Raw genomic sequence first — 18872 nt, forward strand, 5'->3', positions numbered from 1 at the left:
CGCGCCGGATAGCCCGGCTGGGGATAAGGCCGGTAGGGGTAGTGCTGGCCTGGCCGGTGCGGCTGGCGCGGCTGGATCGGCACCACCGGCTGGACCTCGATATAGCTGGGCGCGGTATAGGCAGGCCGCTGGCGCTGCGGCGCATTGCCCGGCGCGCGGTAGACCTTGTCGGGCGCAGGCGCCGGGCGCGTCATGGGCGCGTTGGCGCGCGCGGCCGGGCTGGGCATGGCGGGCGAGGCCGGGTTGGCCGGCGGGGCCACCGACGCCGGCGGGGTGATGGTCGAATAGCTGCGGCCCTCGCTGCGCGCCAGTTGCAGGCCCCTGTCGTGCGGGTCGGCGTGATGCCGCCCGGGCTGCGCCTGGCCGAACGCCGGCGCGCCCGCCAGGGCCGCGCCCAGGCCGCCCAGCAGCACCAGCGGGCCAGCCCGCCGGCGCAGGCCGGCCGCAAACAGGAAAAAAACGCGATAAGCTTGCATCGGGTGCCTCTCTGGTGCCTCGCTTGGGGCTTGCATCGTACCGTGCCCGGCGCAACCAGCCTCGCCCGGGTGGCGGCGCGCGTCAAGCGTCATACGTAAGCGAATGCTGCACGGCTGGCCGGCATGCGTCGGCCGTGGCATCATGCGCAGGCACCGGCGCCAGCCCGGCGCGGCCCTGCACGCAGGCGCGGCCGTCGCCCTGCCGTCCCACGGAGCCCCGCATGATCCCGACCCGCCGCCTCGCCTTGCTTGCCGTGCCCCTGGTCCTGGCCCTGGGCAGCGTGCCCGCCCGGGCCGCGCTGGAGGTCGGCGAACGCGCCCCGGACTTCACCGCGCCCGCGGCCCTGGCCGGCAAGCCATTCGAGTTCCGCCTGTCGCAGGCGCTCGCGCAAGGGCCGGTGGTGCTGTATTTCTACCCGGCGGCCTTCACCCAGGGCTGCACCATCGAGGCCAACAGTTTTGCGCAGGCCATCGACGACTACAAGGCCGTCAACGCCACCGTCATCGGCGTCTCCGGCGACGACATGGACACGCTGTCGCGCTTCTCGGTCACCGCCTGCGGCGGCAAGTTCGCGGTGGCGTCGGACAGCAAGCACCGGATCATGAAAGACTACGACGTCGAGCACGCGGTGCTGCCCGGCGTGGCCAACCGGGTCTCGTTCGTGATCTCGCCGCAAGGCCGGATCATCTACCAATACGCCAGCAGCAACCCGCACCAGCACGTGGACAACACCTTGCAGGCGGTGCGCAGGTGGCATGCCGAATCGGCCCGGGCGCGCTAGCGCCCGGTTTCATCAGCTGGCCGGCTCCTGGCCCTGCCGCTTGTCCAGGCGCTTGAGAAACACCCGCATCTCCTTGCCGGCCTGCACGTCGCCGCGGCGCTCCGAAGCGGCCAGCCCGGCCTGCCAGGCGCGCCGCGCGCCGGGGACATCGCCCAGTTCGAGGCAGGCCCGTCCCAGCCACTTCCAGGCGGCCGAATGCTCCGGATCGAAGGCCACGGCCGCCTCCAGGTGCTCGCGCGCCTTTTCCGGCCGGCCCTGCTCGGCATATCCCTTGCCCAGCGAAAAACGCAGCAGCAGGTTGTCCTGGCCCTGGGCCAGCATGGCTTGCAAACGGTCGATCAGCGGCTGCATGAGACGAGGGCCGGGGGCGCCAGGCGCGGCTGCGGCCTTGAAGGGATGGGCAATGCCCATGATAGCGGACCGGCGCGCACGCCGCCGCCAAGACCCCGGCGCCGCCGCAGGCTTGCCCGCCTGCCGCCGCAAACGCGGCGCAAGGACGCGGCGATTGCTACACTCGAAGGCAAACGCCGCGCACGCCTGTTCCGTGCCGCCGGTATTCCCGCCCACTTCGCGCACGCCCCGCCATGCCCAGCATCGACGACTTCACCGTGACCGATATCGAAGGCAAGCCCGTGCCCCTGGCGCGCTTCCGGGGCCAGGTGGTGCTGGTGGTCAACGTGGCCTCGCGCTGCGGCTTCACGCCGCAATACGAAGGCCTGCAGGCGCTTTACCGCGACTACCGCGACCAGGGCTTGGCGGTGCTGGGCTTTCCCTGCAACCAGTTCGGCCGCCAGGAGCCCGGCGACCAAGCGCAGATCCGCGAGTTCTGCACGACGCGCTTTGGCGTGAGCTTTCCGCTTTTTGCCAAGATCCAGGTCAACGGCCAACAGGCCGAGCCGCTCTATCGCTGGCTCAAGCGCGAAAAGACCGGCTTGCTGGGCACCGAAGCCATCAAGTGGAACTTCACCAAGTTCCTGATCGGGCGCGACGGCCGGGTCATCCGGCGCTATGCGCCCACCGACGCGCCGCAATCGCTGCGCGCCGACATCGAGACGGCCTTGCGCGCCAGCGCCGCCTGACCTGCGCCACACGGATCGCCACGCCATGATCGACCTCTACTACTGGACCACGCCCAACGGCCACAAGATCACGATGTTCCTGGAAGAGACCGGCCTGCCCTACCGTATCCACCCGGTCGACATCGGGCGCGGCGAGCAGTTCGACCCGGCCTTCCTGGCCATCTCGCCGAACAACCGCATCCCCGCCATCGTGGACCACGACCCCGGCGACGGCCAGGCGCCGATCCCGCTGTTCGAGTCCGGCGCCATCCTGCTCTACCTGGCCGACAAGACCCATCAGTTCATCGCGGCCGATCCGCGCGGGCGCGCGGACACGCTGCAATGGCTGTTCTGGCAGATGGGCGGGCTGGGGCCCATGGCCGGCCAGAACCACCATTTCTCGGCCTGCGCGCCGGAAAAAATCCCTTATGCGATCGACCGCTACGTGCGCGAGACCGGGCGCCTGTATGGCGTGCTGGACCGCCGCCTGGCCGACCGCGAATTCATCACGGGCGACTATTCGATCGCCGACATGGCCTGCTATCCCTGGATCGTGCCGCACGCGCGCCAGCAGCAGGACCTGGACGATTTTCCCCACCTCAGGCGCTGGTTCGACGCCGTCGCCGCCCGCCCCGCCACGCAGCGGGCCTACCGGCGCGGCATGGGCTTTTTTATGGATACGGACAATGCACGGTGAATACAAGGTGCCGGGCGGCAAGCTGGTCGTGGTCGACCTGGCCGTGGCCGACGGCAAGCTGGCCCAGGTGCAGGTCAGCGGCGATTTCTTCCTCGAGCCGCCCGAGGCCCTGGCGGCAATCGACGCGGCCATAGAAGGCCTGCCGGCCGGCAGCAGCCCGGCCCGGATCGAAGCCGCCATCCGCCAGGCGCTGCCGCAAGGCGTGGAAATGTTCGGCTTCTCGCCCGAGGCGGTGGCGGTGGCGGTGCAAAGGGCGCTGGCATGAGCGCGCCGGACCATTCCCAAGGCCTGCCGCAAGCCGGACCGGCCGAGACCGGATGGCGCGACCATGATTGGCAACTGCTGCACGAAGGCCCGCAAGAGCCGGCCATGCACATGGCCCTGGACGCGGTGCTGGCCGACGAGGTCGGCGCGGGCCGCCGGCCCGCCACGCTGCGCATCTGGGAATGGGCCTCGCCCGCGGTGATCATCGGCCGCTTCCAGTCGCTGCGCAACGAGGTCGATCCCCAGGGCGCGGCCCGGCACGGCATCACCGTGGTGCGGCGGGTCAGCGGCGGCGGCGCCATGTTCGTCGAGCCGGGCAATACCATCACCTATTCGCTCTACGCGCCGCAGTCGCTGGTGCAGGGCATGTCCTTTGCCCAGTCCTACGCTTTCCTGGACGCCTGGGTGATCAAGGCCCTGGCCGGCCTGGGCATCCGCGCCTGGTACCAGCCGCTGAACGACATCGCCTCCGAGAGCGGCAAGATCGGCGGCGCGGCCCAGGCCCGGCGCGGCAAGGCAGTGCTGCACCATGCCACGCTGTCCTATGACATCGACGCGGACAAGATGACCGAGGTGCTGCGCATCGGCAAGGAAAAGCTCTCGGACAAGGGCATCGCCAGCGCCAAGAAGCGCGTGGACCCGCTGCGCAGCCAGACCGGCATGCCGCGCCCGGACATCATCGCCCACATGCTGTCGGTGTTCCGGCAAGAATACGGGCTGCGGCCCGGCGCCATCACGGCCCACGAACGCGAACTGGCGCGGGCGCAGGCCCGCGAGAAGTTCTCCTCGCCCGAATGGACCGCCCACGTGCCCTGATCCGCCGTTCCTCGAAAAGGAGTCAGACCATGCCCCGCCCCAACGCCATCGATTCCCGCCGCCGCGCCCCGGCCGTCCTGCGCTGGCCGGCCGGCCTGCTGGCCGGCGCCCTTGCGCTGGCCGGCTGCGGCAGTTCGCCGCCCGCCACCATCTCGCTGCCGGGCCCGGGCCAGGCGCAAGCGGCGGACGGCCCCGCGCTGCAGACCGAGCGGGTGCGCTATACGCGCAGCCAGCCGGGCTGCAGCGGCCAGGACTGCCCCACCATCGACGTCGATGCGCTGCGCTTTCCCAACGATCCCAAGCTCACCGCGCTGGTGGACGAGGCGCTGGCGGCCATGACGGGCTTGGACGTGAACGTGCGCCATCCCTACCGCACCCTGGAGGAGTTCGAGCAATACTACTGGCGCACCGCGCAGCCGCGCGACAGCACTACCCTGCGCGCCAGCCTGGTGCGCCAGACGCCCGCGCTGGCCGTGATCGAGCTGCTCAGCGGCGTCTACACCGGCGGCGCCCACGGCATACCGGCCACGCAGTTCCTGAACTGGGATCGCCAGGCGCAGCGCGTGCTCAGCCTGGATGACGTGCTCGAACCGGGCCGCAAGGCCGACTACGTCAAGGCGCTCGAACGCGCCCACGCGGCCTGGCTGCAGACCAACGAGGACGCGCGCCAGGACCGCGCGGCCTACGACAAGATGTGGCCCTTCGTGCCCAGCGAGAACTATGCGCTGGCCCAGGACGGGCTGGTGGTCAAGTACGACGTCTATGTCATTGCGCCCTACTCGCACGGCCAGCCCGCGCTGACCATCCCCTACGAGCAATTGCGTGGCATACTGCGGCCCGCCTATCTGCCAGGATGACACGCAGGATGCCGCCTTGCGGCGGCATCCCGCGCACCGCCGCCACATGACCCGACACCTCCCGGCAGGGCCGGACGGCTACGGCCGCCTGCGCCTGCCCGACGACACCGAACTGGCCCTGCTCAGCCAGGGCCAGGGGCCGCTGCTTCTGATGATCCACGGTTCGCTGTGCGACGCCCGCTACTGGCAGCCGCAGATGCCTGCGCTGTCGGCGCGCAGGCTGGCCTGTGCGCCCAGCCTGCGCCACTACCACCCGCTGCCGGCCGGCGGCGCGCTGGACTGGCGCCGCGACGTGCGGGACATGCTGCACCTGCTCGATACCCTGAGCCCGGATGCGCCCGTGGACGTGATGGGCCATTCGCGCGGCGGCGCCATCGCCTACCGGCTGGCGCTGGCAGCGCCTGGGCGGGTGCGCCGGCTGGTGCTGGCCGAGCCCGGTGGCGAATTCGGGCCGGCCGGGCAGGCCGACGCCCAGGGCCAGGCGCAATTCGATCAATGGAAGGCCTTGCTGCGCGAACGGCTGGCGCGCGGTGAAACCGAGGCCGCGGTCGCCGAATTCGTCGATGCCGTCAGCCGGCCCGGCACCTGGCGCATGAGCCCCGCGCCGTTTCGCGCCATGGCGCTGGATAACGCGCAGACCTTGCCCGGGCAGCTGGCCGACCCGCTGCCGCGCTACAGCGCGCAGGAAGCCGCCTCGCTGGCGCTGCCGGTCCTGCTGGTCAAGGGCCAGCGCAGCCGGGCGCGCTTTCGGCAGACCGTGGACGCGCTAGCCCAGGCCCTGCCCCAGGCCCGGACCGTGGAGATCGCCGGCGCCAGCCACGGGATGAACCTGGCCCACCCCCGGGCCTTCAATGCCGCCGTGGCCGACTTTCTGCAATAAGCGGCAGGCGCTGGCGCGGCCTGCCGGGAAGCAGGCCGCGCCGGCCCGGCCGCGCGCCTTCGGGAGCCCTCAGGGATACAGGCCGCGCACCTGGCGGGCCTGCAGGATGCGCGTGCAAGCCACGATGAAGGCCGCGGTGCGCAGGGTCACGCCATGCTGCTTGGCCGTCTGCGAGACCGAGGCATAGGCTTCGCGCATGATGCGTTCCAGGCGCTGGTTGATTTCCTCTTCGCTCCAGAAAAAGCTGGAGAAGTCCTGCACCCATTCGAAGTAGCTGACCGTGACCCCGCCGGCATTGGCCAGGACGTCGGGCACCACGATGATGCCCTTGTCGGCCAGGATGTCGTCGGCCTCGGGCGTGGTGGGGCCGTTGGCGCCCTCGACCACGATGCGCGCCCGCACCCGGTCGGCATTGGCCGAGGTCAGCTGGCCCTCCAGCGCGGCCGGCACCAGGAACTCGGTTTGCAGCCCCCACAGTTCCTCGTTGGGCAGCGCCTGGCCGCCGGCGAAACCGGCCACCCCGCCCTGGCGCGACACGTGGGCCAGCAGGTCGGAGATGTCCAGGCCGCCTTCGCGGTGCACCGTGCCGGTGTGGTCCTGCACGGCGATGACCTTGGCCCCCGCGTCGTGGAACAGGCGCGCAGCCGTGCCGCCCACATTGCCAAAGCCCTGCACCACCACCCGCGCGCCTTCGATGGCAAGCCCCGCATCGCGGGCCGCCTCGCAGGCCACCACGAAGACGCCGCGGCCCGTGGCCTCGGTGCGGCCCAGGCTGCCGCCCAGCGCCACCGGCTTGCCGGTGACCACGCCGGTGGCCGTGGAGCCTTCGTTCATGGAGTAGGTGTCCATCATCCAGGACATGATCTGCGCGTTGGTATTGACGTCCGGCGCGGGGATGTCCTTGGACGGGCCGATGATGACGCCGATCTCGCTGGTGTAGCGCCGCGTCATGCGTTCGAGTTCGGGTTGGGACAGCTGGCGCGGATCGACCCGGATGCCGCCCTTGGCCCCGCCATAGGGCAGGTTCAGCGCCGCGTTCTTGACCGACATCCAGGCCGCCAGCGCCATGACCTCGGACAGCGTGACGTCCTGGTGGTAGCGCACGCCCCCCTTGCCCGGTCCGCGCGAGGTGTTGTGCTGTACCCGATAGCCTTCGAAATGCGCGATGCGGCCGTCATCCATCTCGATGGGCACGTCGACGATGAGGGCGCGCTTAGGCCGCTTGAGGGTCTCGACCCAGCGGGCCAGCGAGCCCAGGTACGGGGTGACGCGGTCGACCTGCTGCAGGTAGATGCCCCAGGGCCCCAGCGCCTGGGCGTCGAGGTAGGAAGGCAGGACGTGGGAGGATGAGGCGGCCATTCAGCGCTCCGTTCAGTTGAGTTCCTGGCATTGTAGGGGTCGGCCCCCTGTTTTTCCTACATGCGTCCCCATTTATTAAGAAGCATATTTAATAGGGACATATCAATGCCTGCCTTGCGCCCTGCGGCTTTGCACCAGCCGCTCCAGGGCCTCGGCCAGGCGGGTATTGCCGTGCTGGCGCGCCATGCTGATGGCGTCCTCGCCCTGCAGGTTGCGCTGGCCGGGATCCGCGCCGGCCTCGATCAACAGCCTGGCCGTCTCGGCGCTGTTGGCGCGCATGGCCATCATCAAGGGCGAGGTGCCGTCGGGCGCCGGCGCATTGACGATGGCGCCCTGCTCGATCAGGTAGGCCGCCACCTCGGCCTGCCCCTTGGCCGCGGCATAGTGCAGCGGCGTCCAGCCCAGCTTGTTGACCTGCGCCCCGCGCGCCACCAGTTGCCGGCTGCGCGCCAGGTCGCCCTGCAGCGCGGTGTACATCAAAGGCGTCTCCTGCAGCCCGTTCAGGATGTTCACGTCGGTGCGCGGATCGGCCAGGATCACATCGAAGACCTTCCATGAATCTTCGCGCACGGCCTGCATCAAGGCCGGCTCGCCGCGCTCGTTGCGCACGTTCGGGTCGGTGCCCTGGCGCAGTTGCCGGGCCACGGCGGCATCCCGGTCGTTGCGGATGTCCAGCCACCAGTTGCGGTCGGCTGCCAGGGCGGCGCCCCAGTGCAGCGCCAGCCAGCAAACGAGAAAGTACTTTAAATAATCTACTTTAAACATTACACCTCAACTTTCTTCTTTATCTTATTGAAAAGGTTGAAAAAATTATCCGTCGTGGCTTGTGCGACCGTGCTCACGGGCAAGCCCTTCAGGGCCGCGATCTTCTCGGCCACGTGGACCACCTTGGACGGATCATTGAGCTTGCCGCGAAACGGCACCGGCGCCAGGTAGGGCGAATCGGTCTCGATCAGCAGCCGCTCCAGCGGCATGCGCGCCGCCACCTCGTGCAGCTGGACCGCGTTCTTGAACGTCACGATGCCCGATAGCGAAATGTAGAAACCCAGTTCCATGGCCGCCTGCGCCACTTCCCAGGACTCGGTGAAGCAATGCATTACCCCGCCGGCCTGCCCGGCCTGCTCTTCCTGCAAGATGCGCAAGGTGTCCTGGGCCGCGGCCCGGGTGTGGACGATCAAGGGCAAGCCGGCCTGCCGCGCGGCCCGGATATGGGTACGGAAACGCTGGCGCTGCCATTCAGGCGCCTCGGTCAGCCGGAAATAGTCCAGGCCTGTCTCGCCGATCGCCACCACCTTGGGGTGGGCCGACAGCGCGACCAGCTGCTCCACGCCGGGCTCGGGCGTGTCCTCGTAGTCGGGATGCACGCCCACCGAGGCCCACAGGCGCTCATGGGCATCGACCAGCGCGATCAGGTCCGGCCAGTCGGACAGGTTGACGCTGACGCACAGCGCCTGCGTGACGCCGTTGGCGTCCATGCGGGCGAAGATCTCCGGCACGTTGGCGGCCAGCTCGGGAAAATTGATGTGGCAATGCGAATCGATGAACATGGTGTATCAATGGCGCGCCGCGTCGGGGGCAACGCATGAAATGGCTATCGGGACGCCGCGGGGCCGGTCGGGCCCCTTTTGGGCGGGAGAAGCGCGCGGCGCCTGGGACGCGGGCCTTTATCCCTTGAGGCAGGATAGCACTACCCGCTGCAGGCTGGCGTGCACGAACAGCTTGGCGTTCAGCGGGTGCCCGGCCAGGCGCTGCTGCTGGGCCAGCCAGCGGGCGGTCTCGGCCACCTGCGCCGGCCGCGCCCGGGCGGCGATGCGCGCCGCGCTTGCGCCCAGCTGGGGAAAATAGCGCGGCGCGGCGCCCGCGGCATGCAGCATCAGGTCCGCATAAGCCCGCTGCAGCACATCCAGCCATTGGCCGGCCGGCACTTTTTCCAGCCCCTCGACCAGCGGCCCCAGGTCGGGCGCCTGGCCTTGGGCCAGCTGCTGCCACAGGCCTTGCAGCCAATCCGGGCAGGCGCTCTCGCGCTGCTGCGCCAGCCGCACGGCGGCCAGGGGCGCGCCGCCGGCGGCGGCCAGCCAGGCCTGCGGGTCGTCCAGGCCCTGTCCGGCCAGCCACTGGCTGGCCTGCGCGGCCGTAGGCGCTGGCAGCGGCAGGCGCCGGCAGCGCGACACCAGCGTCGGCAGCAGCTGGTCCGGGGCGTCGGCCACCAGCAGGAAGATCGTATGGGCCGGCGGCTCTTCCAGCACCTTGAGCAAGGCATTGGCCGAGACCACGTTCAGCGATTGCGCCGGATAGACCAGCGCCACGCGCCAGCCGCCGCGATGCGTGCCGGTGTTGAACCACGATTCGAGCGCGCGCACCTGGTCGATGCGGATCTCGCGCGAGGGCGCGCGCTTGGCCGCGGCGGCGGTGCCCTCGGCCGGCGCCTCCTCGCCCTCGCCCTGCTCGGCGCCCTCCTGCAGCGCCACCGCCTCGGGCCGCAGGCGCCGCAGGTCCGGATGGTTGCCGCGCGCGAACCACAGGCAGGCCGGGCAGGCGCCGCAGGCCAGGCCTTGCGCCGACGACTCGCACAGCAGGCTGGCCGCGGCCGCCACCGCAAAATCGATCTTGCCGATGCCGGCCATGCCATGCAGCAGCCAGGCGTGCGCGAAACGATCGCGCTGAGCCAGCCAGGCGCGCGCCGTCTCGACCTGCCAGGGCAGAAAGGCAGGCACGGCGGGCTGCTGCGAGCCCTGTGCGGCGCCCGCCGGGCTCATTGCGCCTCCTGCAGCAGCGCGCGCAGGTCTTGCGCCAGCTCCTGGCGGATGGCCTCGATGCCCTGCGTGGCGTCGATCACCCGGAAGCGTCCCGGGTCGTCCTGGGCGCGGGCCTGGTAGGCCGCGCGGGTGCGCACGAAGAAGGCGTCGGCTTCGGATTCGAAGCGGTCGGGTTCGCGCGCCTGCGAGCGGCGCGCCCGCGCCACCTCCAGCGGCACGTCGAACAGCCAGGTGCGGTCGGGCTGCAGGCCGCCCTGCACCCACTGCTCCAGGGCCGCCACGGGGGCCGCGCCCAGCTCCCGGCCGCCGCCCTGGTAGGCATAGGTGGCGTCGGTGAAACGATCGCATAGCACCCAGCGCCCGGCCGCCAGGGCCGGCGCGATGACCTGCTCGATATGCTCGCAACGCGCGGCGAACATCAGCAGCGTCTCGGTGCGCAGGGACATGGGCTGGCTCAGCAGCATCTCGCGCAGCCGCTCGCCCAGGGCGGTGCCGCCGGGCTCGCGTGTGACCAGCACGTCGCGGCCGGCCTGGCGCAGCCGCTCGGCCAGCCACTGGACATGGGTGCTCTTGCCCGCGCCGTCCACGCCTTCAAGGGTCAGGAATCGTCCGCGGCCGATCATGGATTGCGTCCCAATATGTAGCGCGAGACCGCGCGGTTGTGTTCGGCCAGGTTGGTGGAGAACTGGCTGGTGCCGTCCCCGCGCGAGACGAAATAGTAGTACTTGTGCGACTCGGGCTGCACCGCGGCCAGCAGCGCGGCCCGTCCCGGGCTGGCAATGGGCGTGGGAGGCAGCCCGGCCCGCGTGTAGGTGTTCCAGGGCGTGTCGGTCTGCAGGTCGCGCTTGCGGATGCGGCCCTGGTAGGCCTCGCCCATGCCGTAGATCACGGTCGGATCGGTCTGCAGCAGCATGCCCGTGCGCAGCCGGTTGATGAATACGCCCCCCACCCGGGTGCGCTCGGGGCCGTGGCCGGTTTCCTTCTCGATGATGGAGGCCAGGATCAGGGCTTCGTAGGGCGTGGCCAGCGGCAGGCCTTCGGCGCGCTGGTCCCAGGCGGCCTGCAGCTCGCGCTGCATCGCGGCGTGCGCCTGGCGCAGCAGCTCGAAATCGGAGGTGCCGGGCGTAAAGACGTAGGTATCGGGAAAGAACAGGCCCTCGGGATTGAGCGCCTGCACCGCAAGGCGCTCGAGCAGCTCGGCGTCGGACACGCCGTCCAGGGTCTGGGTGACGTCGGGATGCGCGCGCAGCGCGGCCCGGATCTGCCGGTAGGACCAGCCTTCGACCAGCGTGATCTGGCGCTGGCTCATCTGGCCGCGCGCGATGCGATCGAGCAGCGTCCACGCCGTATCGCCGCGGCGCGCCTCGTAGCCGCCGGCCTTGAGCAGGGTATCGCGCTCGGTCAGGCGGGCCAGCAGGGCGAAGGCGCGCGGATGCACCGGGATGCCGGCCTGGTTGAGCTTGCGCGCCACGGCGGCCGGGCCGCTGCCCGGGTCGACGACGAAATCGACGCGATCGGCCGGCAGCGCCAGCGGACGCTCCACCCACCACCAGGCGCCGGCGGCCAGGCCGCCGGCCAGCAGGACCAGCGGCAGGAACACGGCAAGCAGCAGGATACGCAAAGTCTTTTTCATAGGAGGCGCAAGTTTAATGGATCGCGGCGAGCCGGTATCATCCGGGGATAGACTGCCGCGCGCACCACAAGTGCCCGGCGCCCCGTTTCGGACCGCCTACGCATGACCGCCAGCCCCGCACCCCTTGCCAGCTTCATCGCCCCCTTGCCCGCCCACGCCGTGATTTCGGCCAGCGGCGCCGACGCCCTTGCCTTCCTGCACGGCCAGCTCACCAACGACGTCATCGGGCTCGGACCCCAGGCAGCGCGCCTGGGCGGCTATTGCACGGCCAAGGGCCGGCTGCTGGCCAGCATGGTCTATTGGCACGCCCAGCCCGCTCAGGACGGGCAGCCGCCCACCGTGCTGATGCTGGTCAGGCGCGACCTGGCCGAGGCGCTGCTCAAGCGCCTGCGGATGTTCGTGCTGCGCGCCAAGGTCGTGCTGGCGCTGACCGACCTGCAGGTCCATGGCGTGCAGGCGGCCGGCGACGCGGCCCGGCAGGCCCTGCGCGACGCGCTGCAGGCCTTGCCCGGGCAGGCCCCGTGGCAGCGCACCGAACTGCCTGGCGGCACCTGGATCGCCGCGCCGGCGGCCGGCAGCGGCGTGTCGCGCTGGTGGTGGATCGCCTCGCCCGGCCAGGCCCAGGCCGGCGCCGCCCTGCCCTTGCCCGCCGCCCCGGCGCAAGCCTGGCATGAGGCGGACATTGCCGCCGGGCTGCCGTGGATCGGCGCGCCGACACAGGACCTGTTCATTCCCCAGACCGTCAACCTGGACCTGATCGAGGGCGTAAGCTTCAACAAGGGCTGCTATCCGGGCCAGGAAGTCGTGGCCCGCAGCCACTACCGCGGCACGGTCAAGCGCCGCATGGGATACGGCCGGCTGGCCGCGGGGGCGCAAGCCGCCTTGCAGGCCGGCACGGACATCTACCAGGCGGGCCAGCCCGACGAACCCTGCGGCCGGGTCGTGGATGCGGCCGGCGACGCGCTGCTGTTCGAGGCCCCGCTGCCGGCGCAGCAGGACGCCGACCTGCGCCTGGGCGCGGCCGACGGCCCGGCCATCGCGGTGCAGGCCCTGCCCTATCCGCTGGCCAAGGCGCAATAGGCCGCATCCGCCTGCCCACGCCCGCGGCCGGGCCCGCGGGCCGCTAGCGGCGGCGCTGCAGCATCTGCACGATGCCCGAGAAGTCTTCCTGGCCGTGGCCGGCCGCGCTATGCAGGCTGTACAGGTTGCGCGCCAGTTCGCCCAGCGGCGTGGTCGCGCCCGTGGCCAGCGCGGCTTCGGCGGCCAGGCCCAGGTCCTTGAGCATCAGGTCCACGCCGAAGCCGCCTGCGTAGCCCTTGGCCGCCGGCACATTCTCCATCACGCCCGGCCAGGGGTTGTAGACCTCGGTCGCCCAGTTGCGGCCCGAGCTCTTGGCGATGATGTCCGACAGCACCTTGGGATCCAGGCCGTTGGCCACGCCCAGCGCCAGCGCCTCGCTGGTGCCGGCCATGAGTATGCCCAGCAGCATGTTGTTGCAGATCTTGGCGACCTGTCCGGCGCCCGAGCCGCCGGCATGGAAGATGTTCTTGCCCATCTTCTCCAGGATGGGCCGCGCCCGGGCCAGGCCCTGCTCGGATCCGCCCACGATGAAGGTCAGCGTGCCGGCCGCCGCCCCGGCCGTGCCGCCGGAGACCGGCGCATCGAGCAGGGTCAGCCCCCGCTCTTGCGCGGCCTGCGCCACGCGGCGGGCGGACTGCGGCGCGATGGTGCTGCAATCGAGCACCAGCGCATCGGCCGGGATCTGCGCCAGCAGGCCGTCGGCCAGGTAGAGCTGCTCGACGTGGCGGCTGGCCGGCAGCATGGTGATCACGCACTGCACGCCGGCCACGGCCTGCGCGGCGCTGGCGCAAGGCTGCGCGCCGTCCTCGGCCAGGGCGCGCATGGCCGGCTCGGACAGGTCGTGGACCTGCAGGGCATGGCCGGCGCGCAGCAGGTTGCGCGCCATCGGCGCGCCCATGTTGCCCAGCCCGATGAATCCGATCTTTTCCATCTGCTTGTCTCCTTGGTTCTTTTCTTGTCTATCCCACCGCCCGCTTGCCATTCTCCAGGCCGGCCAGCGGCCCGCCGTCCAGCCCCCATGGCGGCTGCAGGAAAGGCTGCACCCACTGCTCGTCGGCCTGGGCCAGCGTGGCCGGTCGCCAGGACGGCTTGCGGTCCTTGTCGATCAGCAAGGCGCGGATGCCTTCGGCGAAATCGCCCTGCGAGGCGCACATCAGCGCGGCCCAGTATTCCAGCCGGAACACCTCGGCCAGCGACATCAGCCTGGCGCGCTGCTGCAGCGCGAACGCCAGGCGCGCCGAACCCGGCGCGCCGGCGGCCAGCGTATCGGCCGCCTTGGCCAGCCACGGATCGGCATGGCCGCGCAAGGTGGCGATCTCTTCGCAGATCTGCGCCAGGTCGTTGCCGCTGCACAAGGCGTTGATCAGCATCAGGTGCTGGCGCAAGGGCCCGGGGACCGCCTCCTCGGCCGGCGCGCGGGCGCGCAGGGCCCGCTCCAGCAGCCCGTCGTTGGTGCCGCGCGCGGCCACGGTGTAGTCGCCGTTGCCGGTCCAGGGCTGGGCCTGCAGCTCGGCCAGCAGGGCCGGCCAGTCGGCCGAGGCGATCTGGTAGTCGGCCAGCCCGGCGAAGAGGGCATCGCCGGCGTTGAGCTGCGCGCCCGTCAGCGCCAGGAACAGGCCGCTGCGGCCGGGCAACCGGTTCAGCAGCCAGCTGCCCCCCACGTCGGGAAACAGGCCGATGCTGATCTCGGGCATGGCCAGGCGCGAAGTCTCGCTGACCACGCGATGGCTGGCGCCGGCCATCAGGCCGATGCCCCCGCCCATGACGATACCGTGCCCCCAGCACAGCACCGGCTTGGGATAGGCATGGATGTCGTAGTCCAGCCGGTACTCGGTGGCGAAAAAGGACTGGGCGTAGTCGTTGGCCAGGGGCTCGCGCGCCGCGTTCTCGCGCATGCTGCGGTACAGGCCGTGCAGGTCGCCGCCAGCGCAAAACGCCTTGCCGCCCGCGCCGGCCAGCACCACCACCGCGACGGCCGGATCCTGCGCCCAAGTCTGCAGCCTGGCGGCCAGCTGCTCGCACATGGCCAGCGACAGGCTGTTGAGCGTCTGCGGCGCGTTGAGCGTGGCCACGCCCAGCCGCATGCCGTTCTCGCAGGGCAGCTCTTCGAACAGTACCGGGTCGCTCATCGCAGTTCGGCTCCCTTTTCCAGCAATTGGCGCGCGATGATCACGCGCATGATCTCATTGGTGCCTTCCAGGATCTGGTGCACCCGCGTATCGCGCACCAGGCGCTCGAGCGGGTAGTCCCTGAGATAGCCGTAGCCGCCGTGGATCTGCTGGGCATCCAGGCACACCTGAAAGCCCAGGTCCGTGGCCAGCCGCTTGGCCATGGCGCAATAGGTCGACGCATCCGACGCGCCGCTGTCGAGCTTGCAGGCGGCCAGGCGCACCATCTGGCGCGCGGCCACCACGTGCGTGGCCATGTCGGCCAGCTTGAATTGCAGGGCCTGGAACTCGGCCAGGGGGCGGCCGAACTGGCGCCGCCCGCCCATGTAGGCACGCGCCGCGTCCAGCGCACCTTGCGCGGCCCCGACCGAGCAGGTGCCGATATTGATGCGCCCGCCGTCCAGCCCGCGCATGGCGATGCGAAAGCCCTCGCCCTCGGCGCCCAGCAGGTTTTCGGCCGGCACGCTGACGTTCTCGAACATGATGGGCCGCGTGGACTGGCTGTTCCAGCCCATCTTCTCTTCCTTGCGCCCGTAGGTGATGCCGGGGGTGTCGGCCGGCACGGCGAAGGCCGAGATCCCGGAAGCGCCCGGCCCGCCGGTGCGCGCCATCAGCACCAGCAGGTCCGTGTCGCCGCCGCCGGAAATGAAGGCCTTGGCGCCGTTGATGACGTAGGCGTCGCCGCGCCGCTCGGCGCGCGTGGCCAGCGAGGCGGCGTCCGAGCCGGCCCCCGGTTCGGTCAGGCAGTACGAGGCCAGCTTCTGCCCGGCGGCCAACTGCGGCCCCCACTGCTCGCGCACGGCCGGCGTGGCCCATTGGCCCACCATCCAGGTCGCCATGTTGTGGATGGTCAGGAAGGCGGCCGTGGACGGATCCACGGCCGCCAGCTCCTCGAACACCAGGGTGGCGTCCAGGCGCGGCAAGCCCAGGCCCCCGATCTGCTCGCTGGCGTACAGGGCGCAAAAGCCCAGCTTGCCGGCGCTGGCAAAGGCCTCCTTGGGAAAAATGCTCTCGGCGTCCCAGCGCGCCGCATGCGGCGCCAGTTCTCCCTGGGCGAAATCGCGGGCGGCCTGCACGAAGGCCTGCTGCTCCTCGGTCAATTCCAGATCCACGTCGTCTCCTCACTCTTTGCGGCGATGCTCTGCGGATTGTGCATGACGTTAACGTAAACGTAAACCGCGGAAAGCCTGCGGCCCGCTGGCCGGCCGGCGCCGGCTCAGTGGCGGCGCTTGCCGAAGGGCAAGGGACGATGCGCGGCGCGGCGCCGGCGCGACTCCATGGGGTCGAAGTCCAGCGGGCGGTATATCTCGATGCGGTCGTGCTCGCGCACCGGGGTATCGGGCTGGCAAGGCTTGCCGTAGATGCCTACGCCGCAGGCCCACGGGTCCAGCCCGGGAAAAGCCTGCGCAAAGCCGCTGGTCCGCAGGGCCTGGGCCACGTCGGCGCCGGCGGGCAGCTCGGCCTGCACCTGCCAGACCCGGTCGGGCAGCGCGTGGCAGACCGTGCAGCGCACCGGCTCATCCGCCATAGACGGCCTCGGCGCGCTTGGTGAACGAATCGATGAAACTGCTGGCGACGCGGTTGAACACCGGCCCCACCAGCGCCTCGAGCGTGCGGCTGGAAAACGCGTAGTTCAGGGTGAAATGCACCTTGCAGGCGTCTTCGGCCAGGGTGATGAACTCCCAGTTGCCCACCAGCTCGGAGAACGGCCCGTCGACCAGGTGCAGGTCGATGCGATGCGGATAGTCGTGCACGTTGCGCGTGGTAAAGCGCTGGCGCAGGCCCGCGAACGCGATGGTCACCGAGGCCTGCATGCCCGTCTCGGAGCGCGACTGGACCTCGGCGCCGCCGCACCAGGGCATGAACTCCGGGTACTTCTCCACGTCCGCGACCAGGTCGAACATCTGGGCGGCGGAATACGGGACCAGGACGGAACGCTCTACTTTGTGCATCGATAATGGCAAATGGCTCTAGAATAGACAGATTTTACCGGCACATCGCCGCTTGCGCCGAAACGCCTGGCGCTGGCGCCGGCGCCTACTCTTTGCCGCCTGCGGCGGACCCTATCGCCATCCATGAGCATCATCGAAAACCGCAAGGCCTTTCACGACTACTTCATCGAAGACCGCTACGAGGCCGGCCTGGTCCTGCAAGGGTGGGAAGTCAAGGCCATCCGGGAAAAACGCGTCCAGCTCAAGGAAAGCTACGTCATCGTGCGCGACGGCGAGCTCTGGATCATGGGCATGCACGTCAGCCCCCTGCCGACGGCCTCCACGCACATACACCCCGACGCGGTGCGCACGCGCAAGCTGCTGCTGCGCGCCGAGGAGATCTCCAAGCTCATCGGCAAGGTCGAGCAGCGCGGCTACACGCTGATTCCGATCGACTTGCACTACAAGAACGGCCGCGTCAAGCTGCAGTTCGGCCTGGCGCGCGGCAAGAAGCTGCACGACAAGCGCGATACCCAGCGGGAAAAGGACTGGCAGCGCGAGCACGCGCGCATCATGAAGCACGACACGCGCAAGCGCGCCTAGCGGCCGCGCCGCGGCGCGCCGATCAGCTGCGCGGCGACCCGCCCGGCGCCGCCCCGCTCTTGACGATGGTCATGGCCGAGGCCACCAGGCTGCCCACGTCCGACAGGTTCGAGGGCAGGATCAAGGTGTTGCCTTGCTTGGCCACGTTGCCGAAGGCGTCGACATAGCGTTCGGCCACGCGCAGATTGACCGCTTCCATGCCACCCGGGGCGTTGAGGGCTTCGGCCACCTGGCCGATGGCGCGGGCCGTGGCCTCGGCAATGGCCAGCACCGCCGCCGCCTCGCCCTGGGCCTGGTTGATCTGCGCCTGCTTCTCGCCCTCCGAACGCGCGATGAAGGCCTCGCGCTCGCCGGTGGCGATGTTGATCTGCTCCTGGCGCCGTCCTTCCGAAGCCGCGATGAGGGCGCGCTTTTCCCGCTCGGCGGTGATCTGCGCCTGCATGGCGCGCAGGATCTCGTTGGGCGGGGTCAGGTCCTTGATCTCGTAGCGCAGCACCTTCACGCCCCAGTTCAGCGCCGCCTCGTCCAGCGCCGAGACGATGGTGCTGTTGATGAATTCGCGCTCTTCGAAGGTGCGGTCCAGCTCCATCTTGCCGATGACCGAGCGCAAGGTGGTCTGGGCCAGCTGCGTGATGGCCGTGATGTAGTTCGACGAGCCGTAGGAGGCGCGCATCGGGTCGGTAACCTGGAAATACAGCACGCCGTCGACCTGCAGCTGGGTGTTGTCGCGCGTGATGCAGACCTGGCTGGGCACGTCCAGCGGAATCTCCTTGAGCGAATGCTTGTAGGCCACGCGTTCGATGAAGGGGATCACGAAGCCTGCGCCCGGCGAGAGCACCCGGTCGAACTTGCCCAGGCGTTCGACCACCCAGGCATGCTGCTGCGGCACGATGGCGATGGCCTTGATGACGATCACCAGCGCCAGAAGCACAAGGACCAGCAGGAAGATGGTGGAAGGGTCTAGCGTCATGGATTACCTCTTGGTGGATCGCCGCCGGCAAGCGGCCGTGACGAGGGATGCGCCTGCCGTTCAGGCTGAATGCGGACGCGGCGCCAGCACCAGGCGCGTGCCTTGCACGGCCGCGATGCTGTGCGCCCCGGCGCGGGGAGGATGGCCGGGCGCCAGTTCGGCGTCCCAGTGGGCGCCGCGATACCACACCCGGGTGCGGCCGTCGGCGCTCCAGGATTCGACCTCGACGACCTGGCCGATGTCCAGGTTGACGTCGCGGTTGCCCTGGGCGTCGACCTCGCGCTTCTTGAGCACGCCGGTGCGCCGCAGCGCCAGCAGCCCCACGAGCGTAAGCGCCGCGCACACCAGCAGCTGCACGCCCAGGGCCAGGCCGGCCCAGGCCGCCACGCCGCCGGCCGCCAGCCCCAGCGCCACCAGCAGCAGGTAGAACGTGCCGCTGGCCAGCTCCCCGATCAGCGCCAGCGCGGACAAGCCGAACCAAACCCACATATATCGATGCTCCTGTTGCGCCAGGCCGGGCGCGGCCGCGGCGGCGGCCCCCG

General features: G+C 70.2%; 23 protein-coding genes and 1 pseudogene. 9 read left to right on the plus strand and 15 right to left on the minus strand.

Going from position 1 to position 18872, the window contains the following annotated elements:
* Positions 1 to 476 (minus strand): annotated as a pseudogene (locus tag V8Z80_RS19050) (hypothetical protein); the annotation flags it as partial.
* A gap of 221 nt (positions 477 to 697) precedes the next feature.
* Here V8Z80_RS19050 and V8Z80_RS19055 point away from each other — a divergent pair.
* Positions 698 to 1258 (plus strand): peroxiredoxin, encoded by a 561-nt coding sequence (locus tag V8Z80_RS19055; protein ID WP_336063126.1) that lies wholly within the window; start codon positions 698 to 700, stop codon positions 1256 to 1258.
* 12 nt (positions 1259 to 1270) lie between these two features.
* Here V8Z80_RS19055 and V8Z80_RS19060 read toward each other — a convergent pair whose 3' ends face one another.
* Positions 1271 to 1609, minus strand: coding sequence for a tetratricopeptide repeat protein (locus tag V8Z80_RS19060; RefSeq protein ID WP_336063127.1), 339 nt, complete (start codon positions 1607 to 1609; stop codon positions 1271 to 1273).
* Positions 1610 to 1842: 233 nt separating this feature from the next.
* On the opposite strand from V8Z80_RS19060, the gene V8Z80_RS19065 reads away from it, so the two are divergent.
* The 6 genes from V8Z80_RS19065 to V8Z80_RS19090 are packed head-to-tail and all read left to right on the plus strand — an operon-like array spanning position 1843 to position 5830.
* Positions 1843 to 2337: a glutathione peroxidase gene (locus V8Z80_RS19065; protein ID WP_336063128.1), complete on the plus strand. Its 495-nt coding sequence runs from the start codon at positions 1843 to 1845 to the stop codon at positions 2335 to 2337.
* A gap of 25 nt (positions 2338 to 2362) precedes the next feature.
* Positions 2363 to 3013, plus strand: a complete 651-nt coding sequence (locus tag V8Z80_RS19070) for a glutathione S-transferase N-terminal domain-containing protein (RefSeq protein WP_155196649.1) — start codon at positions 2363 to 2365, stop codon at positions 3011 to 3013.
* Positions 3003 to 3278, plus strand: a complete 276-nt coding sequence (locus tag V8Z80_RS19075; protein ID WP_155196648.1) for a biotin--protein ligase — start codon at positions 3003 to 3005, stop codon at positions 3276 to 3278. Before V8Z80_RS19070 ends, V8Z80_RS19075 begins: the two co-directional genes overlap by 11 nt.
* Positions 3275 to 4093 carry a lipoate--protein ligase family protein gene (locus tag V8Z80_RS19080; protein ID WP_442952002.1) on the plus strand — a complete coding sequence of 273 codons (819 nt, stop codon included), beginning with the start codon at positions 3275 to 3277 and terminating at the stop codon, positions 4091 to 4093. Before V8Z80_RS19075 ends, V8Z80_RS19080 begins: the two co-directional genes overlap by 4 nt.
* A gap of 29 nt (positions 4094 to 4122) precedes the next feature.
* A complete protein-coding gene (locus V8Z80_RS19085) occupies positions 4123 to 4950 on the plus strand; it encodes an RsiV family protein (RefSeq protein ID WP_336063129.1) in 828 nt (275 codons plus the stop codon).
* 46 nt (positions 4951 to 4996) lie between these two features.
* Positions 4997 to 5830, plus strand: coding sequence for an alpha/beta fold hydrolase (locus V8Z80_RS19090; protein ID WP_155196645.1), 834 nt, complete (start codon positions 4997 to 4999; stop codon positions 5828 to 5830).
* A 69-nt stretch (positions 5831 to 5899) separates the two neighbouring features.
* Here the strand turns inward: V8Z80_RS19090 and V8Z80_RS19095 are convergent, their stop codons facing one another.
* The 6 genes from V8Z80_RS19095 to mltG form a co-directional block, all read right to left on the minus strand.
* Entirely contained in the window at positions 5900 to 7189 is a 1290-nt protein-coding gene (locus V8Z80_RS19095; RefSeq protein WP_155196644.1) for a Glu/Leu/Phe/Val family dehydrogenase, read from the minus strand.
* A gap of 102 nt (positions 7190 to 7291) precedes the next feature.
* Positions 7292 to 7954, minus strand: coding sequence for an ankyrin repeat domain-containing protein (locus tag V8Z80_RS19100; RefSeq protein WP_336063130.1), 663 nt, complete (start codon positions 7952 to 7954; stop codon positions 7292 to 7294).
* Complete coding sequence (locus V8Z80_RS19105; RefSeq protein WP_336063131.1) at positions 7954 to 8736, minus strand: TatD family hydrolase; 783 nt, start codon at positions 8734 to 8736, stop codon at positions 7954 to 7956. The genes V8Z80_RS19100 and V8Z80_RS19105 overlap by 1 nt, the downstream gene beginning before the upstream one ends.
* Positions 8737 to 8853: 117 nt before the next feature.
* On the minus strand, positions 8854 to 9945 hold the full coding sequence (holB, locus tag V8Z80_RS19110) for a DNA polymerase III subunit delta' (protein ID WP_336063132.1): 1092 nt from the start codon (positions 9943 to 9945) through the stop codon (positions 8854 to 8856).
* The gene (gene tmk / locus V8Z80_RS19115; protein ID WP_336063133.1) at positions 9942 to 10568 is read right to left on the minus strand and encodes a dTMP kinase; all 627 of its coding nucleotides are present in this window, start codon (positions 10566 to 10568) and stop codon (positions 9942 to 9944) included. The genes holB and tmk overlap by 4 nt, the downstream gene beginning before the upstream one ends.
* Complete coding sequence (mltG, locus tag V8Z80_RS19120) at positions 10565 to 11578, minus strand: endolytic transglycosylase MltG (RefSeq protein ID WP_155196639.1); 1014 nt, start codon at positions 11576 to 11578, stop codon at positions 10565 to 10567. Before mltG ends, tmk begins: the two co-directional genes overlap by 4 nt.
* Before the next feature lie 102 nt (positions 11579 to 11680).
* Between mltG and ygfZ the strand changes: the two genes are divergently transcribed.
* Positions 11681 to 12658, plus strand: coding sequence for a CAF17-like 4Fe-4S cluster assembly/insertion protein YgfZ (ygfZ, locus tag V8Z80_RS19125; protein WP_336063134.1), 978 nt, complete (start codon positions 11681 to 11683; stop codon positions 12656 to 12658).
* A 43-nt stretch (positions 12659 to 12701) separates the two neighbouring features.
* Here ygfZ and mmsB read toward each other — a convergent pair whose 3' ends face one another.
* The 5 genes from mmsB to V8Z80_RS19150 all read right to left on the minus strand — a co-directional run bounded on the left by mmsB (position 12702) and on the right by V8Z80_RS19150 (position 16778).
* Positions 12702 to 13589 (minus strand): 3-hydroxyisobutyrate dehydrogenase, encoded by an 888-nt coding sequence (gene mmsB / locus V8Z80_RS19130; RefSeq protein WP_336063135.1) that lies wholly within the window; start codon positions 13587 to 13589, stop codon positions 12702 to 12704.
* A gap of 28 nt (positions 13590 to 13617) precedes the next feature.
* On the minus strand, positions 13618 to 14787 hold the full coding sequence (locus tag V8Z80_RS19135) for an enoyl-CoA hydratase/isomerase family protein (protein ID WP_336063136.1): 1170 nt from the start codon (positions 14785 to 14787) through the stop codon (positions 13618 to 13620).
* Complete coding sequence (locus tag V8Z80_RS19140) at positions 14784 to 15938, minus strand: acyl-CoA dehydrogenase family protein (RefSeq protein WP_336063137.1); 1155 nt, start codon at positions 15936 to 15938, stop codon at positions 14784 to 14786. The genes V8Z80_RS19135 and V8Z80_RS19140 overlap by 4 nt, the downstream gene beginning before the upstream one ends.
* Positions 15939 to 16042: 104 nt before the next feature.
* Entirely contained in the window at positions 16043 to 16354 is a 312-nt protein-coding gene (locus V8Z80_RS19145) for an RnfH family protein (RefSeq protein ID WP_155196635.1), read from the minus strand.
* Positions 16344 to 16778: a type II toxin-antitoxin system RatA family toxin gene (locus tag V8Z80_RS19150; RefSeq protein WP_155196634.1), complete on the minus strand. Its 435-nt coding sequence runs from the start codon at positions 16776 to 16778 to the stop codon at positions 16344 to 16346. Before V8Z80_RS19150 ends, V8Z80_RS19145 begins: the two co-directional genes overlap by 11 nt.
* Positions 16779 to 16901: 123 nt before the next feature.
* On the opposite strand from V8Z80_RS19150, the gene smpB reads away from it, so the two are divergent.
* Positions 16902 to 17360, plus strand: coding sequence for an SsrA-binding protein SmpB (gene smpB / locus V8Z80_RS19155; RefSeq protein WP_155196633.1), 459 nt, complete (start codon positions 16902 to 16904; stop codon positions 17358 to 17360).
* A gap of 22 nt (positions 17361 to 17382) precedes the next feature.
* On the opposite strand, the gene V8Z80_RS19160 is transcribed toward smpB, so the two are convergent.
* Positions 17383 to 18330, minus strand: a complete 948-nt coding sequence (locus V8Z80_RS19160) for an SPFH domain-containing protein (RefSeq protein ID WP_155196632.1) — start codon at positions 18328 to 18330, stop codon at positions 17383 to 17385.
* A 60-nt stretch (positions 18331 to 18390) separates the two neighbouring features.
* Positions 18391 to 18819 carry an NfeD family protein gene (locus tag V8Z80_RS19165; protein WP_155196631.1) on the minus strand — a complete coding sequence of 143 codons (429 nt, stop codon included), beginning with the start codon at positions 18817 to 18819 and terminating at the stop codon, positions 18391 to 18393.
* Between the last annotated feature and the right edge of the window lie 53 nt (positions 18820 to 18872).

Origin of the sequence: Orrella sp. JC864, assembly GCF_037026685.1 — a bacterium.
In the GTDB taxonomy this organism is placed as follows: Bacteria; Pseudomonadota; Gammaproteobacteria; order Burkholderiales; family Burkholderiaceae_B; genus Orrella.

What these genes read in the sequence shown, in the direction of transcription:
- V8Z80_RS19055 (WP_336063126.1), top strand. Translation starts at nt 698, where the DNA reads ATGATCCCGACCCGCCGCCTCGCCTTGCTTGCCGTGCCCCTGGTCCTG.
- V8Z80_RS19060 (WP_336063127.1), bottom strand. Translation starts at nt 1,609, where the DNA reads ATGCAGCCGCTGATCGACCGTTTGCAAGCCATGCTGGCCCAGGGCCAG.
- V8Z80_RS19065 (WP_336063128.1), top strand. Translation starts at nt 1,843, where the DNA reads ATGCCCAGCATCGACGACTTCACCGTGACCGATATCGAAGGCAAGCCC.
- V8Z80_RS19070 (WP_155196649.1), top strand. Translation starts at nt 2,363, where the DNA reads ATGATCGACCTCTACTACTGGACCACGCCCAACGGCCACAAGATCACG.
- V8Z80_RS19075 (WP_155196648.1), top strand. Translation starts at nt 3,003, where the DNA reads ATGCACGGTGAATACAAGGTGCCGGGCGGCAAGCTGGTCGTGGTCGAC.
- V8Z80_RS19080 (WP_442952002.1), top strand. Translation starts at nt 3,275, where the DNA reads ATGAGCGCGCCGGACCATTCCCAAGGCCTGCCGCAAGCCGGACCGGCC.
- V8Z80_RS19085 (WP_336063129.1), top strand. Translation starts at nt 4,123, where the DNA reads ATGCCCCGCCCCAACGCCATCGATTCCCGCCGCCGCGCCCCGGCCGTC.
- V8Z80_RS19090 (WP_155196645.1), top strand. Translation starts at nt 4,997, where the DNA reads ATGACCCGACACCTCCCGGCAGGGCCGGACGGCTACGGCCGCCTGCGC.
- V8Z80_RS19095 (WP_155196644.1), bottom strand. Translation starts at nt 7,189, where the DNA reads ATGGCCGCCTCATCCTCCCACGTCCTGCCTTCCTACCTCGACGCCCAG.
- V8Z80_RS19100 (WP_336063130.1), bottom strand. Translation starts at nt 7,954, where the DNA reads ATGTTTAAAGTAGATTATTTAAAGTACTTTCTCGTTTGCTGGCTGGCG.
- V8Z80_RS19105 (WP_336063131.1), bottom strand. Translation starts at nt 8,736, where the DNA reads ATGTTCATCGATTCGCATTGCCACATCAATTTTCCCGAGCTGGCCGCC.
- holB (WP_336063132.1), bottom strand. Translation starts at nt 9,945, where the DNA reads ATGAGCCCGGCGGGCGCCGCACAGGGCTCGCAGCAGCCCGCCGTGCCT.
- tmk (WP_336063133.1), bottom strand. Translation starts at nt 10,568, where the DNA reads ATGATCGGCCGCGGACGATTCCTGACCCTTGAAGGCGTGGACGGCGCG.
- mltG (WP_155196639.1), bottom strand. Translation starts at nt 11,578, where the DNA reads ATGAAAAAGACTTTGCGTATCCTGCTGCTTGCCGTGTTCCTGCCGCTG.
- ygfZ (WP_336063134.1), top strand. Translation starts at nt 11,681, where the DNA reads ATGACCGCCAGCCCCGCACCCCTTGCCAGCTTCATCGCCCCCTTGCCC.
- mmsB (WP_336063135.1), bottom strand. Translation starts at nt 13,589, where the DNA reads ATGGAAAAGATCGGATTCATCGGGCTGGGCAACATGGGCGCGCCGATG.
- V8Z80_RS19135 (WP_336063136.1), bottom strand. Translation starts at nt 14,787, where the DNA reads ATGAGCGACCCGGTACTGTTCGAAGAGCTGCCCTGCGAGAACGGCATG.
- V8Z80_RS19145 (WP_155196635.1), bottom strand. Translation starts at nt 16,354, where the DNA reads ATGGCGGATGAGCCGGTGCGCTGCACGGTCTGCCACGCGCTGCCCGAC.
- V8Z80_RS19150 (WP_155196634.1), bottom strand. Translation starts at nt 16,778, where the DNA reads ATGCACAAAGTAGAGCGTTCCGTCCTGGTCCCGTATTCCGCCGCCCAG.
- smpB (WP_155196633.1), top strand. Translation starts at nt 16,902, where the DNA reads ATGAGCATCATCGAAAACCGCAAGGCCTTTCACGACTACTTCATCGAA.
- V8Z80_RS19160 (WP_155196632.1), bottom strand. Translation starts at nt 18,330, where the DNA reads ATGACGCTAGACCCTTCCACCATCTTCCTGCTGGTCCTTGTGCTTCTG.
- V8Z80_RS19165 (WP_155196631.1), bottom strand. Translation starts at nt 18,819, where the DNA reads ATGTGGGTTTGGTTCGGCTTGTCCGCGCTGGCGCTGATCGGGGAGCTG.